Origin of the sequence: Spirosoma rhododendri (genome assembly GCF_012849055.1) — a bacterium.
GTDB lineage: Bacteria > Bacteroidota > Bacteroidia > Cytophagales > Spirosomataceae > Spirosoma > Spirosoma rhododendri.
Map to the genome: position 1 here is coordinate 3,668,224 of NZ_CP051677.1, position 17,448 is coordinate 3,685,671.

At 55.7% G+C, this 17,448-nt stretch carries 13 protein-coding genes, 1 tRNA gene and 1 riboswitch; of the genes, 5 read left to right on the plus strand and 9 right to left on the minus strand.

Features of this window, described 5'->3' with window-relative positions:
• Nucleotides 1-68: 68 nt before the first annotated feature.
• The 9 genes from acs to pdxH form a co-directional block, all read right to left on the minus strand.
• Complete coding sequence (gene acs / locus HH216_RS15245; RefSeq protein ID WP_169551585.1) at nucleotides 69-1,964, minus strand: acetate--CoA ligase; 1,896 nt, start codon at nucleotides 1,962-1,964, stop codon at nucleotides 69-71.
• Nucleotides 1,965-2,202: 238 nt separating this feature from the next.
• Nucleotides 2,203-2,592, minus strand: coding sequence for a response regulator transcription factor (locus HH216_RS15250; RefSeq protein ID WP_169551586.1), 390 nt, complete (start codon nucleotides 2,590-2,592; stop codon nucleotides 2,203-2,205).
• A gap of 31 nt (nucleotides 2,593-2,623) precedes the next feature.
• Nucleotides 2,624-5,377: a sensor histidine kinase gene (locus tag HH216_RS15255; protein WP_169551587.1), complete on the minus strand. Its 2,754-nt coding sequence runs from the start codon at nucleotides 5,375-5,377 to the stop codon at nucleotides 2,624-2,626.
• Nucleotides 5,370-5,582: a hypothetical protein gene (locus HH216_RS15260; RefSeq protein WP_169551588.1), complete on the minus strand. Its 213-nt coding sequence runs from the start codon at nucleotides 5,580-5,582 to the stop codon at nucleotides 5,370-5,372. The genes HH216_RS15255 and HH216_RS15260 overlap by 8 nt, the downstream gene beginning before the upstream one ends.
• A gap of 177 nt (nucleotides 5,583-5,759) precedes the next feature.
• Complete coding sequence (locus HH216_RS15265; protein WP_169551589.1) at nucleotides 5,760-5,978, minus strand: DUF6814 family protein; 219 nt, start codon at nucleotides 5,976-5,978, stop codon at nucleotides 5,760-5,762.
• 158 nt (nucleotides 5,979-6,136) lie between these two features.
• A complete protein-coding gene (locus HH216_RS15270) occupies nucleotides 6,137-7,732 on the minus strand; it encodes an MFS transporter (RefSeq protein ID WP_169551590.1) in 1,596 nt (531 codons plus the stop codon).
• A 108-nt stretch (nucleotides 7,733-7,840) separates the two neighbouring features.
• Complete coding sequence (locus HH216_RS15275; protein WP_169551591.1) at nucleotides 7,841-9,253, minus strand: porin family protein; 1,413 nt, start codon at nucleotides 9,251-9,253, stop codon at nucleotides 7,841-7,843.
• A gap of 103 nt (nucleotides 9,254-9,356) precedes the next feature.
• On the minus strand, nucleotides 9,357-9,779 hold the full coding sequence (locus HH216_RS15280; RefSeq protein WP_169553402.1) for an IS1 family transposase: 423 nt from the start codon (nucleotides 9,777-9,779) through the stop codon (nucleotides 9,357-9,359).
• 180 nt (nucleotides 9,780-9,959) lie between these two features.
• The gene (gene pdxH / locus HH216_RS15285; RefSeq protein ID WP_169551592.1) at nucleotides 9,960-10,610 is read right to left on the minus strand and encodes a pyridoxamine 5'-phosphate oxidase; all 651 of its coding nucleotides are present in this window, start codon (nucleotides 10,608-10,610) and stop codon (nucleotides 9,960-9,962) included.
• A gap of 95 nt (nucleotides 10,611-10,705) precedes the next feature.
• Here pdxH and HH216_RS15290 point away from each other — a divergent pair, with 95 nt between their 5' ends.
• The 5 genes from HH216_RS15290 to HH216_RS15310 all read left to right on the plus strand — a co-directional run bounded on the left by HH216_RS15290 (nucleotide 10,706) and on the right by HH216_RS15310 (nucleotide 17,132).
• Nucleotides 10,706-13,087: a DUF349 domain-containing protein gene (locus HH216_RS15290; RefSeq protein WP_169551593.1), complete on the plus strand. Its 2,382-nt coding sequence runs from the start codon at nucleotides 10,706-10,708 to the stop codon at nucleotides 13,085-13,087.
• A gap of 104 nt (nucleotides 13,088-13,191) precedes the next feature.
• A tRNA-Thr gene (locus HH216_RS15295) sits at nucleotides 13,192-13,275 on the plus strand.
• A 681-nt stretch (nucleotides 13,276-13,956) separates the two neighbouring features.
• On the plus strand, nucleotides 13,957-14,994 hold the full coding sequence (locus tag HH216_RS15300) for a hypothetical protein (RefSeq protein WP_169551594.1): 1,038 nt from the start codon (nucleotides 13,957-13,959) through the stop codon (nucleotides 14,992-14,994).
• Between the two features lie 163 nt (nucleotides 14,995-15,157).
• The gene (locus HH216_RS15305) at nucleotides 15,158-16,033 is read left to right on the plus strand and encodes a YjbH domain-containing protein (protein ID WP_169551595.1); all 876 of its coding nucleotides are present in this window, start codon (nucleotides 15,158-15,160) and stop codon (nucleotides 16,031-16,033) included.
• On the plus strand, nucleotides 16,017-17,132 hold the full coding sequence (locus tag HH216_RS15310) for a YjbH domain-containing protein (protein WP_169551596.1): 1,116 nt from the start codon (nucleotides 16,017-16,019) through the stop codon (nucleotides 17,130-17,132). Before HH216_RS15305 ends, HH216_RS15310 begins: the two co-directional genes overlap by 17 nt.
• 101 nt (nucleotides 17,133-17,233) lie before the next feature.
• Nucleotides 17,234-17,440, plus strand: a riboswitch (cobalamin riboswitch).
• The last annotated feature ends 8 nt before the right edge of the window (nucleotides 17,441-17,448 follow it).

A 17,448-nucleotide genomic window follows, 5' to 3' on the forward strand; every position in this document is an offset into this window, starting at 1 on the left:
TCGGGGTAGTCACTAATAAAAAACGCCAGATGTTTCTACCCGACGTTTTTATTGGTAATGATCTAAGCTTACAGCACCCCTGATTTGATCTCGTCAACGACGGCGGGATCGAGCAGGGTAGTGGTGTCGCCGAGGTTATTCGTGTCTCCCTCGGCAATTTTGCGGAGAATCCGGCGCATGATTTTGCCCGAACGGGTCTTGGGCAGGCCCGATACGAACTGAATCTTGTCGGGCTTGGCGATGGGGCCGATGACGCGGCTAACGGTCGCGTTGATGTCGCGCTTGGTCAGGTCGGCGTCTTTGTCGTCCATCGGGTGCTCGGTAATGACGTAGGCGTATATGCCCTGCCCTTTGATGTCGTGCGGGTAACCAACCACCGCGCTCTCAACTACACCCGTGTGCATGTTGATCGCGTTCTCGACCTCGGCGGTACCGATGCGGTGGCCCGACACGTTCAGCACGTCGTCGACCCGGCCCGTGATGCGGTAATAGCCGTCTTCGTCGCGCAGGCAGCCGTCGCCTGTGAAGTACAGGCCGGGGTAGGTGGCGAAATACGTTTGGCGGCAGCGTTCGTGGTCGCCATAGGTCGTGCGGAGAATACCCGGCCACGGAAACTTCATACACAGGTTACCGCTGACGCCGTTTCCTTCGATCTCCTTGCCGTTTTCATCGACCAGAATCGGCTGCACGCCCGGCAGGGGCAGCGTAGCGAAGGTCGGTTTGGTTTTGGTGATACCGGCCAACGGCGAAATCAGAATCCCGCCCGTTTCGGTCTGCCACCAGGTGTCGACAATCGGCGCGCGGTTCTTGCCAACGTGATCGTCGTACCAGTGCCAGGCTTCGGCATTGATGGGCTCACCCACCGATCCCAGCACGTCGATACTACTTAGATCGTATTTGTTGAAAACATCCGTACCGAAGCCCATCAGCGACCGGATGGCCGTAGGTGCTGTATACAGAATGTTGACTTTATGCTTGTCGGTGATGTCCCAGAACCGCCCGCAGTCGGGGTAGGTGGGTACGCCCTCAAAAATTACTGAGGTAGCGCCACAGGCGAGCGGCCCGTATACGATGTAGCTGTGGCCCGTAATCCAGCCAATGTCGGCGGTGCAGAAATGTACCTGACCGGGCTCATACTGGAACACGTTCTGGAACGTGTAAGCCGCGTAAACCATGTAGCCCCCGCAGGTGTGCACGACACCTTTCGGCTTGCCCGTTGAGCCGGACGTGTACAGGATAAACAGCATGTCTTCGGCGTCCATCTCTTCGGCGGGGCAGTCGGCCGTAACCTGCTTCAACTCCTGTTCCCACCAAACGTCGCGGCCTTTAATCATCGACACCGGCGTGCGGGTACGGGTCATCACGATCACCCGCTTTACGCTGGGGCAGCCGATCAGCGCGTCGTCGACGGTATTTTTGAGCGGCACTTCCTTGTTGCCCCGGTACGAACCATCGGCGGTGATAACCACTTTGCACTGGGCGTCGTTGATACGGTCGGCGATACTCTGCGCCGAAAAACCACCGAATACCACCGAGTGAACGGCCCCGATGCGGGCGCAGGCCAGCACGGCAATCGCCAGCTCGGGCACCATCGGCATATAGATACAGACGCGGTCGCCTTTAACAACGCCGTTGCGTTTCAGCACATTAGCGAATCGGCAGACCTGATCGTGCAGCATCCGGTACGTGAGTGTCGTACCGACTTCGTTGGGGTCGTTGGGTTCCCAGACAATCGCTGGCTGATCGCCCCGCTCAGCGAGGTGCCGGTCGAGGCAGTTTTCGGTGATGTTTAGCTTCCCCCCAACAAACCATTTGATGTTGGGTTCGTCAAAATTCCATTGCAGGGTTTTGGTCCAGGGTTTGCGCCAGTGAAAGTTCTGCGCGACTTCGGCCCAGAACGCTTCTGGATCTTCTACGCTTTTCTGGTACGCAGCCTGGTATTCATCAAACGAGCGGATACGCATGGGTTTATGGACGTTACTATGGTTTTTTTGTATTCGACGGGTAAAGGTAAAACCTCTGATGGAATTGACGGCAACACGATCCGATCATTCTTGCTCAATAACTATAGATAGTTTTATGCGCGAAAGGCCAGCTCGCTGTGTCGCGTCGGTAAATGGACTACGCCAGCGCATCGACAATGACTGAGCAGACGGCCGAGCCAGGTGCCTGACGCACAGGCAGACAGCGGTCAGGAGATTGTCAGGCGTTGCCCGCCGTTGGGTTCAACTGGATCAGCTCACGAACTTTCGCAGCCAGTTCGCGGGTCGAGAAGGGTTTGGGCAGGTAGAGGTCGGCCCCCGCTTTGTAGCCCTGCTGAATATCCACTTCTTTGCTCTTGGCACTCAGGAAGACCACTTTTACCCGCTCGAAACCGGGCGTCTGGCGCACATACGTACAGAGTTCGTAGCCGTTCATGCCGGGCATCATAATGTCCAGCAGTAGCACGTCGGGGCGGTGTTGCTGGAGCAAATCGTAGGCTTCGGTACCGTCGCGGGCAATCAGCACCTGATAGCCTTGCTTTTTCATCAGAAATTCCAGCGACAGCAGGATGCTGGGGTCATCATCGGCAATCAGAACGTGAGCAGGCATGTGGAGTAGTTTGACGTTTATGGTTTGAGGTTTAATGTTCAATGATACCGTTGGACGACAAAACAGAATCATCTACCGGTTCAGGCTGAGGCAAAGGCAGTTGGATCGCGAACGTTGATCCGCGACCGGGTTCACTATCGACGGTTAGCCGTCCGCCGTGCAGGTCGATCAGTGTGCGGGAAATGGTAAGGCCGAGTCCGCTGCCTTTCGGTTTACGCACTCCGTTGGCCTGCGCCTGATAAAACTTTTCGAAAATCTGATCGTGATAGGCGGGGTCGATGCCAACGCCCCGGTCGATGACCTGAACCGTGCAGGTGTCGGCCCGGCTGAACAGGTTGATATCGATGGGCCTGCCCTGATCGGGGCTGAACTTTACAGCGTTGGAAATCAGATTAATCAGCACCTGCATCAGCCGGTCGCGGTCGGCATTGACGCGAATTGGCTCCAGCGGAAAGCTGGTTTTGACGAGCAGGTGCTTATCGGTCGCCAGTGGCCGGACCGTATCGGCGGCTTCCTTTACCAGTTCATTCAGCGATACCATAGTGCGTTGCAGCGGTGCGCGGCCCGATTCGATTCGTTCGAGTTCGAGCACCTGATTGATAAGCCGGGTCAACCGTTCCGATTCGCGCATGATCGTGCTTAGAAACCGTTGCCGCGTGGTAGCGTCCAGATCGGGGTCGTCGTACAGAATCTCCGTCAGCGCGCGAATCGAGGTGATGGGCGTACGAATCTCGTGGGTTACGGTCGAAAGAAATTCGTCTTTTTGTTGGTCGGCAGTTTTGAGGAGTTCATTGGCATCGCTGAGTTGGCGGGTTAGCTGCTGCAATTCGGTCGATTGCCGGGTTAGCTGCCGGTTGGCCGCCAGTAGCGTCTGCGAACTTTTCAGAATCTGAATCACTTCGTCGGCGGTGATCGGCTCTTCCTTCGCCACCGACGCTACCAGAATCCGGGCCGACGCTGCGCCCACTGCCCCCGTCAGCACCCGTTCGGCATGGGCCACCAACCGGGGGTCAGCGAAGGGCTGACTGGTGTCGAGTTGATGCCGGCGGGTGTAGCGGTCGAGGATATAATCGGCCCGTTGCTCACCGAAAAACGTGACCAGCAAGCCGCGAATATCGGTCAGCAGGGAGGTGCCTTTCCAGACCACCGGTATGTCGCGGCTGCGATCGATTCGGAACACGTCGACAAACAGCACCGCCTGATTCACGTCGGTAATCTGCTGCGGCTGCCGGAGTGAGCCCCAGACGTAGAACCCCGTATTTACAAGCAACGACCAGAAGGCCGAGTGGCTGATCGAGTCGTACTGTCGCAGCCCGAACAGGTGAATAGGGCTGAGCAGGTCAATGCCGAACGGACCATCGGTCAGTACGCTTTGCGGGAAAATAGTTGGAACGAGGGTGGGCAGAATCAGCGTGTACAGCCATACGCTGCTGCCGGTCAGCAGACCGAGCCGGGCCCCGGTGCGGGTGCCGCGTTTCCAGAACAGCCCGCCAATCATGGCCGGGGCAAACTGGGCAACGGCTGAAAACGAAATCATGCCCACCGATACCAGCGACAGCCGGTTGGCCACGATGCGGTAATACAGGTACGCCAGCAGCAGCAGCCCCAGAATCGCCAGCCGCCGGACGTTGAGCACAAACGGCCCCGGCCGGGTACCCCAGCGTTGCTGCCAGCGGTTTCGGGTCAGTAGCAGCGGCATAACGAGGTTGTTGCTGATCATGACGCTCAGGGCCGTTGTTTCCACGATAATCATGCTTGTCGCGGCCGAAAACCCACCCAGATACGCCAGTACGGCCAGCCCCAGCTGCCCATTTCGCAGCGGTAACGATACCACGTACTCGTCGGTATCGGCCGACGCGCCCAGCAGCAATTGCCCGCCGAAAGCCATCGGCAACACAAATAAGTTGATGACAAACAGGTAAAGCGGAAACAGCCACATGGCTTTGTTGAGGTGTTTCTCATCCACGTTCTCGACGGCGGCCACCTGAAACTGCCGGGGTAAAAAAAGCATGGCGAAGCCCGAGATAAGGCACTGCCAGAACCAGTCGCCCGTGCTGTGGCCGGGCCCGAACTGAAACGTTTCGCGCAGCGCGGGGACCTGAGCGGCACGGCTGAAAATATCGCCCGGTCCATCGAACAGCCCAAACGTAACGAACGCTCCCACGCCCACAAACGCCACCAGCTTGACCAGCGATTCAAAGGCAATCGTGGCTACCAGTCCTTCGTGCCGCTCGGTTGCTTCCAGCTTGCGCGTGCCGAACAGGATCGCGAACACCGCCAGCAGCAGGGTCATCAGAAAAGCCCGGTCGCTAAAGAAAAAAGCCCCCGGCGCGTGGGCCTGCCCCGTCAGCGTCGCAAAACTGGCGGCCACCGCCTTAATCTGAATCGACATGTAGGGGATGATGCCGATGATGCAGAACAGCGTGACCAGCACCCCCAGTCCGCGACTTTTGCCGTAGCGGGCCGAGATAAAGTCGGCGATGCTGGTGATACCCTGCCGCTTGCAGATACGAATCATCTTGCGGAGCAGCAACCACCAGAGCGGGGCCGTCAGCGTGGGGCCGACATACACAGCCAGAAACTCGATCCCCTCCGAAGCCGCCTTGCCCACGCTACCGTAGAACGTCCAGGCGGTGCAGTACACGGCCAGCGACAGGGCATAGACGTACGGGTTGCTCACGACACTTCGCCCGGTGGCCGACCCACGCCGTTCGGCCCGGTCCGCGATGACGAACAGCACGGCCAGATACAGCAGCGAACAAAGAATCAGTGGCAAACTAGTCATCGTCGGAAAGGGGGTCGTCGGTGGGCGTGGCGCGGTGAATAACGTAGGCCAGTAACCCAATCAGCAGCATCCAGACAACCATCACGTACAAGTATAGCACGGGAATACCCAACAGCAGTTCGTTGCGATCGACGAGCGTAATGATTGGCTCATTCAGCAGCAGGATAAACAGGACGCTCAGCAGCAGTAGTCTGGTAGATTTCATAGTGCCGCCCCCGGTTTCGCCCCGCAGGGAAGGGAAATTGTCAACGTGAAAACTGGGCTCATCGTAGTTTTAGGCAGGGTTGGTCGCTACCAGCGGATCGGCAATCAACGGCAAGGGCGGTTGCTCCGCTACAGAACAACCGCCCAGCTACCGAATCGGTGCAAACCAAAGAATCAACTAATCGTCGTATTCACCTTGCAGGGCATACAGGCCAAACCGGGCCAGCCCACCGACGATAATCGGCATCAGTACGAAGACAATGATAATCCCAAAAACCAGGTCGTCGGTTTTGCCGGACGCCAGCTTGGGAAGGCCGAGCGAAAATAGGCCGAAGTACCCCGCAAGCGCGGCAATCGCCAGCCACAGGACACCTAAATATCGTTTGATTGCGTTCATTTTTTTAGAAGAAAGATGTAAGATGAAATTGACGTCGTGTACCCCCCGTCACCCGACCCGTCGGACCGACCTGAAGGGGGTGAGGACTCGGCCCGAAGCCGCTAAATACTTGCTTATTTGAAGCGAAGTCCTCACCCCCGTCGGGGACGGGGGTACTGTTAATCGACTACCTGCGCCCGGTTTTTGATGTAGAAAATACCGATGAGCAGGCTGACGGCGGCCACGATAATCGGGTACCATAAGCCCTCCAGATAGGGAGCCGCGTAGGGGAGGGCCGATCCTGCTTTTTCGGCGGCCGTGTTAGCTTCTTTCGCACCAGTAGCCAGATACGTCGCTACGGCTGGCAGCAGACCACCAAACACACCATTACCGATGTGATACGGCAGCGACATCGACGTGTAACGAATCTGCACCGGGAACATCTCGACCAGGAAGGCAGCAATCGGACCGTACACCAGCGTTACGAAAATCACCTGGATAAATACCAGCCAGATCAGCGACCACCGGTCGGAACTGTTGATGAGCAGGGTTTTCTTCACGTCGGGCCGGGCTGCGTCCAGCTTGGCGGGTTCGGCCGAAGGGTCGGCGGCAATCTTGGTTTTCGTCACCTCCGTTAGCTTTGTGCCGTCGGTGTATTCGCGCTTCACGGTTTTGGTCTTAATCATACCACCGGCCACTTTTGGGTCGGGAGCCGTGGTCGAATCGGCGGAGAAATTAGCCGTGATCTCCTGCTTCTTCTTAACGTTTGTCGTCTGGTACATCTTCTCGTACAGCGTGCGGTACGACAGAATGGCGACCAGCATACCCGCCATCATGATGCCTTTGCGACCGATTTTGTCCGACAGCCAGCCGAACACCACGAAGAATGGCGTACCCATCAGCAGGGCGACCGACATCAGCTCATCCGACTGCATCGCGTCGACGTTGCAGACCGTCTTGATAAAGTTCATGGCGTAGAACTGACCCGTATACCACACCACACCCTGACCCATCGTAGCACCAAACAGCGCGAGCAGCACAAACTTGAAATTGTACTTGTTGCCGAAGCTTTCCTTGAGTGGGTTGGCCGACGTTTTACCTTCGGCTTTCGCCTTCGCAAACAGGGGCGACTCGTGCATATTCCGCCGGATGATGTACGAAATGCCGACCATCAGTACCGACGCGATAAACGGCACCCGCCAGCCCCACTCGTCGAATGCTTCTTTCGACATCGATGAGCGGGTCAGTAGAATCACGATCAGCGATACGAACAGACCAACCGTAGCCGTCGTCTGAATCCACGACGTCCAGTAACCACGCTGCCCGGTCGGTGCGTGTTCGGCCACGTAGGTAGCCGCCCCGCCGTACTCACCACCGAGGGCCAGCCCCTGCAACAGCCGCAGGATCAGGACCAGCAGCGGAGCCAGAAAGCCGATGGTTTCGTAACCCGGAATCAGACCGATGGCGAAGGTGGCCCCCCCCATCAGCAGCAGCGTAACCATGAACGTATACTTGCGGCCGATGAGGTCGCCGAGCCGTCCGAAGAAGAGCGCACCGAACGGACGTACGACGAAACCGGCGGCAAACGTCGCCAGTGTCGAGAGGAAAGCGGCCGTGGGGTTGCCTTCGGGAAAGAACTTGGTGGCCAGTACGGTTGCCAGCGAACCGAAAATGTAGAAGTCGTACCACTCGATGAGCGTCCCGACCGACGAGGCCCCAATCACACTGATCAGGCTGCGGGTGCTGGTAACTTGCTTGGGAGAATCTGAGATCATGACCGGTCGTCAGGTTTAAAAAGAAATAAGGGTTGGGAACAATTATAAAAAACGGTAGGTACGGCTTGTGCGCTGAAAATCAATTTGATGCAACTTTCTACTGCTGGCCTACAGATACACCTGAGCCTGCACGATAAATTCACCTTTATAGCCACCAATCGTGTTGCCATCGGTGTAATAAGGCCGTAGCGAATACTGTGGGCTAATCTTCGCATTATGCCCGTCGATGTACAGATTCAAGCCCATGTCGTAGTAATTGCCCGCTTTGGGCAGGGCGTCGAAAGCCTTGTATGTGTAGGCGGCAAAGGGCTGTACCCGCATCTTCGGCTTCTCGACCGCTTTCGGTAGCAGAATACCGGCCTGTGTGTACCAGATGTTGCCTGTGCCGACGAACGGGCGGGCATTACCCGGCCCGGCAAGGGCGCGCTGTCCGGTGAAGCTGGCATCGGCCGCGCCGAGGTTCATAATACCGATGTTCCGCAGGTAATTAGGCCCAAAGTTGTAGTTGTAGTACACGCTGTAGACCGTCAGAGCCGCGTTTTTTGCCTTGTCGCCAATCGGCAGATCAGCAAACAGGTCAAGCCCGAACAGGTTGATGTTGTGGCGCTGGAGCTGACCGCTTGTGTTGTAGCTCGCCGTGCCCTCCGGCTGTGTGTAGAAGCCCGCGCCAATGTTGAACACCCGCTTCGTTCCGACGTACGTCCCGATGCGGTATGGCAGTACGTTGGCTTCCTGGTCCAGGAACTGATAGTCGACGTAGCCACCATACGCCATTTTGCTGATACCATTGTTGTCAACGGCTACGTTGGGCGTCACCACTGTGCCGGTTGCGGGGGGCGTCAGGTTGGTGGCAAACGGTTTATTCATACTAAACTGGTACCCCAGCTTGCCGAGCTTTCCTTTGGCGTAGATACCAAACTGACGGGCAAACTGATCGCTGTTTTCGATGAGCGGCCAGTTGATGATCGGTAGGTCAGTCGTCAGGAAGTTCAATGTACTGGCCGACGACATGCGCGAAATACCGTTGAAGTAATGCAGACCGGCCCCTACGTACAGCGACCCTTTCCGGGGATTTCCTTCGGCATTCTTGCCGGCCGGTACCACAGCGTATTCGTTATAGGCTTCGTGAAAGAAAATGCCCGGTTTTTTGCCCTGTCCGTAGCCGCCCGTGCCGCTCGTTCCGGCCGCGCCACCATTCAGAAACGTCTGATTGTTGATACCAATGTGAAAAACGATCATATACCGGGGGCTGATCTGCGTCTGAAACAGCATCCGGATACGCCGGGCACCGATGTCAGAGACATTGTCGGTGGGTACGCCGTTGACCGTTGTGCCCGGGTTCTGCTGTCCCGACCGCGCCCAGATCTGCGCCCAGGTAAGCAGCCGCATGTATTTTTTGCCTTCCGGGTCGAGGTTGAAGCGCATGCCCGAGCCATACTCCGGCGAACCCTGCCCCCGGCCCGTCAGGGCTGATAAACTCAATAAGGCAATCAGAAAAAAGGGTAATGACCGTCTTTGCATAGATTTAGGTAGGTAGTTGATCGTGACAACAGTACGAAAGTCAACTAACCACCCGCCCCGGCCAAACGACTGCTATAGCTATGCAAAATAGCTATAGATACGGTTAATCGTCCCGGAATCGCTCCCATTTGATAAGCATGAACTTGTCGCCCAGCTCGGTTACGATCATGCCTGCGCCCATCACGTTCTCGCGTTCGCTAAAATAGGCCGCCAGTTCGGTATGACTCAGAATCTTGTAAGTCGGATGATACGTGTTCTTCTCCGGTACACGGATCTGATATTTCTTGACCCAGTTCATCACCGACACGTGACTGACGCCCAGCAATCGCTCAATTTCACGTAGACTGACGCCTTCGATGTAAAGCTGAAGCGCCTTGATGACGTAGTAGGTGTTGATTCCCTTCCCCACCTTGTCGACGGTGTAATTGTAATCGCAGTTTTTGCATCGGTACCGCTGTCGCCCCCCCACAATTCCGTTTCTGACCGCTTCGGTCGCATCACACTTTGGACATTTTAAAGAAGGCATCGGGTAGGTATGATTTTTCTATAGTTAATTAGCAAATATATAGTAATTTAGCAAAAACGACCAAAAAATTATGGATATAGTTCAATTAGAGCCTAATAAAAAACTCTGCACGTTACGCTATATACAGAGTGCGTAACGTGCAGAGTTGGGTAGAAAAAGCCTGCTGATTGAGTCAGTTCGCTAAGGGGCGAGTCGGTCAAGCTGCCAGTTGGCCGTGCTCGTGTCGGCGCGCTGATAACGGACCCGGTCGTGCAGGCGGCTGGGACGACCCTGCCAGAACTCGATCAGGTCGGGAACCACGCGAAAGCCGCCCCAGTGCGGAGGGCGCGGCACGGGCTGATCGGCAAACTGGGTTTCGTACTGCTGCTGCCGGTCGGTCAGCACATCGCGCCCATCGATCGGCTGGCTCTGGGGCGATACCCACGCGCCAATCTGGCTGCCCCGGGGCCGACTGCCGAAATACGCGTCTGACTCGGCCTCGCTCACTTTCTCTACCCGGCCTTCCACCCGGATTTGCTGCTCAAGATCGGGGTAAAAAAACGTCAGACAGGCGAATGGGTTGGCCAACATATCCCGGCTTTTGCGACTTTCGTAGTTCGTATAGAAAACAAAACCAGCGTCCGACACGTCTTTGAGCAACACGATCCGCCCATCGGGACGACCGTTGGCCCCTACTGTGCAGAGATGCATAGCGTTCGGTTCGGCCACGCCAGCCTGCAAAGCCGCGTCGAACCACCGGCGGAACTGCGCAACCGGATCAGGCAGGACATCCGACAGGTCGAGTCCCTGTCGGGTATATTCTTTTCGTAAATCGCTGATGGAAGCGGTCATAGACAAACAGGAGTAGGCGGCTTTTCCGATTGGGCAAAAAGGGAAAACTCGCATAATTATGTACTTTTGCAAAAGTAATCGGTACGTTTTTTAACATGGCAAATCAGGAACAGGAAATCAACCAGCCGTCGGATACACCAACGCCCGCAACCGATACGCTGGCCGCACATACCCCCGACGAGACGAACGCCCCGTCGCTGCCCACTGACAGCAGCGATACGGCTGAAACGCCTTCGGCATCAACACAGCCCGTAGAGGCTCCCGCCGACTTGGCGACTGAACCCGTGACTGATGACGTCGCGCCGTTGGAAACCAGCGCCCAGACGCCTGCTGCTGACGTACCTGCCGATGAGCCGGTATCGACTCCGGAAGCGACAGGCGATGTGGTCGCCACCGACGAGTCTACCGCATCAACCGAGTTGAGCCCGGCAGCAGAAATTGCCGTAGCAGCCCCCGCTGAACTTCCCGGCGTGGATGCGCCCGGCGTGGATACTGCTGACGCGTCTGCGTCAGAACAGCCTGCCGATGCGGTAGAGGTGGCCGATGCTGTGCCGACCGATGAAATCAGTGCTGAATATGCTAACGTCGCTGAAACCGACGAAGCTGATGAAGCGCAGCCCGAACTGTCGCTCGACTACAGTCAGTTTTCGCGGGAAGACTTCGTTCAGTTACTCGAAACGCAACTCGCAGCGGTCAGCAAGCCGGAAGTAACGCCCGGCGATTTCAAAAAGGCCGATCAGGTGCTGAAAGAAAGCAAGCCCCCGTTCGATCAGATGAAGCGGGCCGAGCGCGAAGCCGCCATGCAGGCATATGTCGCTGAAACCGGCGCGGAAGAAGGCTTCGCTTTCAAGCAGGACGATACCGTACAACGCTACGACGATCTGTACAAGCAGATCAAGAGCCTGAAAAACACGTATTTTCAGAACCTCGATAAAGCGAAAGACGGCAATTTTGCCGCGAAGACCGATCTGCTGACCCGTCTGCGCGAGCTGGTAGAAACCGACGAGTCGAATGCGGGTGACCCCAAGACAAGCTGGAACGAGTTCAAGAAAATTCAGGACGAGTGGAAGGCTGCCGGGAACATGAATTCCCCGCACAACGCCACGCTCTGGGCTACCTACCACGCGCTCGTTGATCGCTATTACAGCAACCGCAACATCTACTTTGAACTGAAGGATCTCGACCGGAAGCGGAACGTAGGTCTGAAGACTGAAGTGATCGAGAAAGTTGAAGCGATGGTAAAAGCGTCGGAGGAAACGCCCGTTACGCGGCAAACCATCGACGAAGCCAACGCGCTGTTTGAGGAATACAAACACATTGGCCCGGCTCCTAAGGCCGAGCAGGAAGTGCTGTGGGGTCGGATGAAGGCTGCGCTCGACGTGCTGTACGACAAACGGCGTGGGCAGACCAACGAGCAGCGAAAAGAGTCGGCTCAGCTTTACGAAGAGAAGTCGGCGATCTACGAAGAACTTGTACCGATCACCTCCTTCACGTCGAGCAGTATCAACGACTGGAACGACAAGACGAAGGCTGTCATGGCCTTGCAGGACCGGTGGAACGGCATCAAAGGACCGATGCCTCGCGAGGAAGGAAAGGAACTGAGCAAGAAGTTCTGGGCCGCGCTGAAAACATTCTTCCATAACAAGGGCGAATTCTTCAAGCAACTGGAGAGCAAACGGGAAGAAAATCTGCGCCAGAAAACGGAACTCTGCGAGCGTGTAGAAACGATACTGGCGTCGGGCGAGGAATCACCCGAAATGACCCAGATGGTCATCGACCTGCAACGGCAGTGGAAGAACATCGGTCAGGTGCCGGAGAAGCAGAAAAACTCGATTTTCGATCGTTTCAAAGCTGCGTGTGACGCTTTCTTCAACAAAAAGCGGTCGAAAAATCAGGACACCGATCGCGAATTTGAAGCTAACCTGGCTAAGAAAACGGCCCTGATTGAGCGGATCGAAGCCGCTGCGACAGAAAACGCTGACCTGTCGCAACTCAACGAGTTCAAGAAGGAGTGGACCGAAATCGGGTTTGTGCCGAAGAAAGACATGCAGACCACGCAGAAGCGGTATATCAACGCCGTGAATGCATTGGTTGGCGCTACGGGCAAGATTCCGGCTAAAGACAAGGAGCGGATCATGCAGCAGAGCGAAGCCGAGATGGGCCGGGGCGGTGGCCGTCCGGCTGGTGGCGGTGGTCAGCGCGGTGGTCGTGACCGGGATCGGGATCGTGGCGACTACGGCCGTAATGAGTACAGCCGGGGCGATTACGGCAACACGAGTGGCAACAAGCGTGAGAGCGACATCCGTCGTCGCATGACGGCGATTGAAAATGACATCGCAACGTATCGTAACAACATCGAATTTTTTGCCCGCTCGAAAAACGCCGATAAACTTCGCGCCGACATCGATCAGAAAATTGCTGACGCTGAGAAACAGCTTGATAGCCTGCGTCAGGAGATGCGGGCCGCGCAGGAATAGTTACTTTGTACCGTAGACGGTTATGTCGACGGTACAAAAAAGTAAAACGTGGTTTGGAAGCAACGGCAAAAACTGCTAAGTTTGCACCACAAATCACGACAGTTGCCAGTGTCGGATAGCGGTCGATTCCGCCTGATTTGTAATCAGGATGCGCAAGCGCGTCGGGGGTTCGAATCCCTCCACTGGCTCACTTAGTGTTAAGCACTTACGTTAATTCGTAAGTGCTTTTTTTATTGCCTCACCCGTACGAAATGCATGAAGGCTTCGCGAGTAAGTGCACGCAGCACGCATCTCGTAAGGATAGCTATCATCAATCCGAGAGAAACCGTGCGCTAGTACAAGCGACGGGCAGTAGCTAAGAATATCTCACTCCCAACCACATCAAGACCGGGAGGCTACATGTAGCCTGATACGGTCTTTCTAGCTAGAAATCCACCATAGTGCGTAGATAATCGGGCCAAAATACGGCCTCGACAACGAGTCGGTTATCGGCAGCCGACCAGACAATGTAATCGGCTTAGCGGGCAATAGGGAAGTTATCCGGCTCCACTTCTAACCCGTAATCTCAAAATGACGTATGTGGTGAGCCGGTCAATCGCTTCTTTGTCTATCTATCCCTACACGCTTCAATGGCCACAGGGTCAGTGAGTTGGCCCAGGTTACTGGTTACTTAATGACCATTGTATCCATCAATTGATAAAAACTTAACTGTTTATTTACTAAATCTTAAATTGGTAAACAAAATAGAATGTATAAGTTTGATGTGTAAACAGGTGTGCGGCCTTTGTTTTACTAACGCTGACCGTCTGTGTACACCTTCCTGATACGAGTATTTTTTTAATGTAAACTATCAATCAAAATTCTCCCTTATGAAAACAATTGCTCGACCGATTAACTGGCTGATCTGTGGATTGATCCTGGGTACGGCTGCGTACAGTTGCAAGAAGAAAGACGATGTTGCCCCTACTACCTACACGTTTGCGGGTTTGGACAATGTTAAAATGCCCGAACTGAAGCAAACAGCACCGGCTGCCGTGACTGCTACGGCTGGTACCGTTACATCGTCGACGCTGGCCGCAGCTGTTGGTTCGGCATTGAGCAGTATGAGTGCGTCCGCGCCGGTACCTGCCACTGTGCAGCAGGCGGGCGACGCCATGGGTCAGGTCGTTCCGGCAAGTAAGGCGGCTGCGATGACGAGTAGTGTTACGTCGGATATGATTAACTCGGGTACACTGTCGGCCGATATGAAGAAGGAAGTGGCTGCCATGGCAAACAGCGCTTCTCTGAAAGCGTACATGCCATCGTATACGCTGCCAACCGTCAATGGCAAGCCAGTTGGAGCACGTATCGGGACGGCTGGTATCAGTCCGGTGGCCGTGGCTAATTCCGTACAACAGAATGGACCGACCGACCCCTGTCAGCAAGCCGCTACTACGGCCTATAACACCGCTATGCAGCGACTTGATGCGGCCAAAGCGACTCAGACGGCTACCGTCAATGCGACGTATGCACAACTGGAGTCAGCGGCTAACGGCGAAGTAGCCGGTTGCCAGGCGGGTGTACCCGCTAAGTATGACGGACTGCGGACCACACTCCGTACGCAGGTGACAAGCTCAATAGCGATGCTGAATTCGCTGCGGGCAACGCTGGGCGATGCGTTGTACAATCAGCTGGCGCTCATGACCTACGTTGGGTATTTTCAGGCACTGGACAACGTCAACGCAATTCAGGCGGCTGACCTGACAGCTTGCCCGGCCATCAAGGACGCTAAAATTGCGGCCGCCAAAACAGCCCGGGATATCGATATCAACATGGTAACTACCAATTACAACGCTCAGGTGACGGATGCGACGGCTGCCCGTTCGAAGGCGGTGGCAAGCTGCCACAACCAGGGTAACGGGGGTTGATTATGTACCCGCCTGAGCACAGCTGTTGGCTATGAAACAACGCCGTTGCTCGGGCTGAACAAAACAGAATAAGCGTACGAACTGCGTGCTGAATGCTGGTGCTGATAGCAACGGAATTCAGCACGCAGTCTCGTTTACTGACCGTTTATCAACCCATTACCCAATGATCCCGGACGTACGTTTACTATACAGTGTAATGACCCGGCGGCTCAGCCGGGTGTGTCTATTGGGAATGCTGAGCGGGGTATTGTCAGGCACGACCGTGCTTGGGCAGGTCAACATATCGGGGAAACCGGGGCTGCTTTACGTGCCCACCGCTACCTTGCTGCCCGACGGTACGTTCCATGCGGGTGTCGCCTATAATCCGGTGAACTATGCGTTTCGCTTTAATCCGGCACTAAACCCGAAGCTAACGACGCGTAACTCGGAAAGTATCTTCTTTGTCAACCTGGTTATGCTGCCCCGGCTTGAACTGAATGTCAATCTGCTGCGACCCAACGGCCCGGTTCAGTACGGGGCGCGCGGGATTGGTGATCGGCAGATCGATATGAAATATGGCGTGCTGACCGAAACTGCCCGCCGACCGTCGGTTGCCGTTATTCTGTCTATCCCGTTCGGTATCGATAACTCACTTATTACCAATGCTATCGTAGCGACGAAGCACGTTTCGCTGTCGTCGGCGATCGAGCTGGAACTGACAGCTGGCTACGCTAGTCCTTACTTTCTTGAACGATCAGACACGCGGAATGATCAGAACTCAACCCTGTTTTCGGGCTTTATTTTTCAGGACAAGCGGGACAAGGCCGCTTACTATCTGGCGGGGCCGATTGCTGGTATCAAAGCCAGCCTGAGCCGAAAAGGGGGATTGATGGCCGAGTGGGATTCGCAGCATATCAACCTGGGTGGGTACGCTACGCTGTTCAGGCACTGGACCGTGCAGGCGGGAGTATTGAATTTTGATCAGCTGACCGTGGGAACGTCCTACGCCTTCTCTCTTTTGCCCACCAAACAGACGACCAGTCATGACAAAGCGCAGTAAGCGTTGGCCCTATCTGCTGCTGTTGCTGGCAACGGTACGGCTGGCGGGTGCTCAAAACACGCCCAACCGAATCATGAGCGCCCTGGAAAACCTGACCGTCGACAGTGCGCAGTACCGTGTCGTGTACGAGCAGCGGCTGTACCGTAATCCCATGACCGCGATGCGGGCCATAAGTCGCACTGCCGTTGCCAACACGGCTACGACGCTGGTTCCGCTTTTTCAGGGCGTATCGATTGCGCAGTATCGTCTGTCGCCCACGTTCAGCACCAGTCTGCTAACCCGCCGGGACCGGATTGCCTACGCCGACGCGGTACCGTTCAACCGGCGGGCCTACAAGCTTGATTTTCGTCTTCAGCCGGAGTTCACGGCTAACTTCGGAAATCGTGACCGGCCGGTGCAGAGCAAAACCAACATCCTGCTGCAAAGCCAGCTTTATCTGCGTCGGGGTCTGGTACTCAACTGGGGTATCGTGTTTCCAATCGTGAATGATCTGGATAATCAGGCGCTGAATGTTCGTCCGGCCCCGATCTTCCTGAACCAGTTCCTGGCGCTTAACCAGGCTGACTTTATGAGTATTTCGGCGGGATTGTTCTACACGGACCGGTACGGCCTGAACGTGCAGTACCGGCACGCAGACCTGCGGTCTCCCTGGTCATTCGGGCTTGAAACCAGCCTGACCGGGTTTTACTTCTTCCCCAAAGACGGCTTTTATTATCAGTCGCCCACGGACCTGCTGCTGCTGGCTGATCTGGCTTACCGCATTGGCCGACATAATGTAACGCTGAAAGTATCGGGCGGGCAGTACCTGTACAATGACCGGGGCGGACGAATTGACTTTATCCGGCAGTTTCCGAATGTTGAGGTGGGCTTTTTTGCGACCAAAACGGGAAATGGCTCGACCGCTGGCTTTAACTTCGCTATCCCTATCCCGCCGGGACGTATTGCGCAGACGAAGCGGGTCAGGCTGCGAAGTACCGAAGAGTTTCGGTGGGAGTATAACTACAGCCGGGGCTACAACATCGGCTCCCGGTACAAAGTGGGCTATCAGCTCGATGCCCTCTTGCGACAGTACCACAACAGTTATCTTAAAAGTCAGTAGCATCAGGGCCGTCCGCACCAGTTTGTGAAAACGCACTACTGGTCGAAACGGGCGGGCCGACATTTCTCCGGCAGCGTAGTACGATTACGAATACCAACACCGTACCTTTGTGGGGCAAGGGTAGCCGACGGTGTGTTTCAGACACGACCGGCCGGTTTTAAAAGGGAATCCCGGTGCAAAACCGGAACAGTCTCCGCTGCTGTAATCTCCACAAACGTAATCAACCCCGTGTGCCACTGTTTCTGCGAAATGGGAAGGCCGTTGGTTACGGAGTAAGTCAGAAGACCTGCCGTTGCTTCATCGATAATGGCTTTCG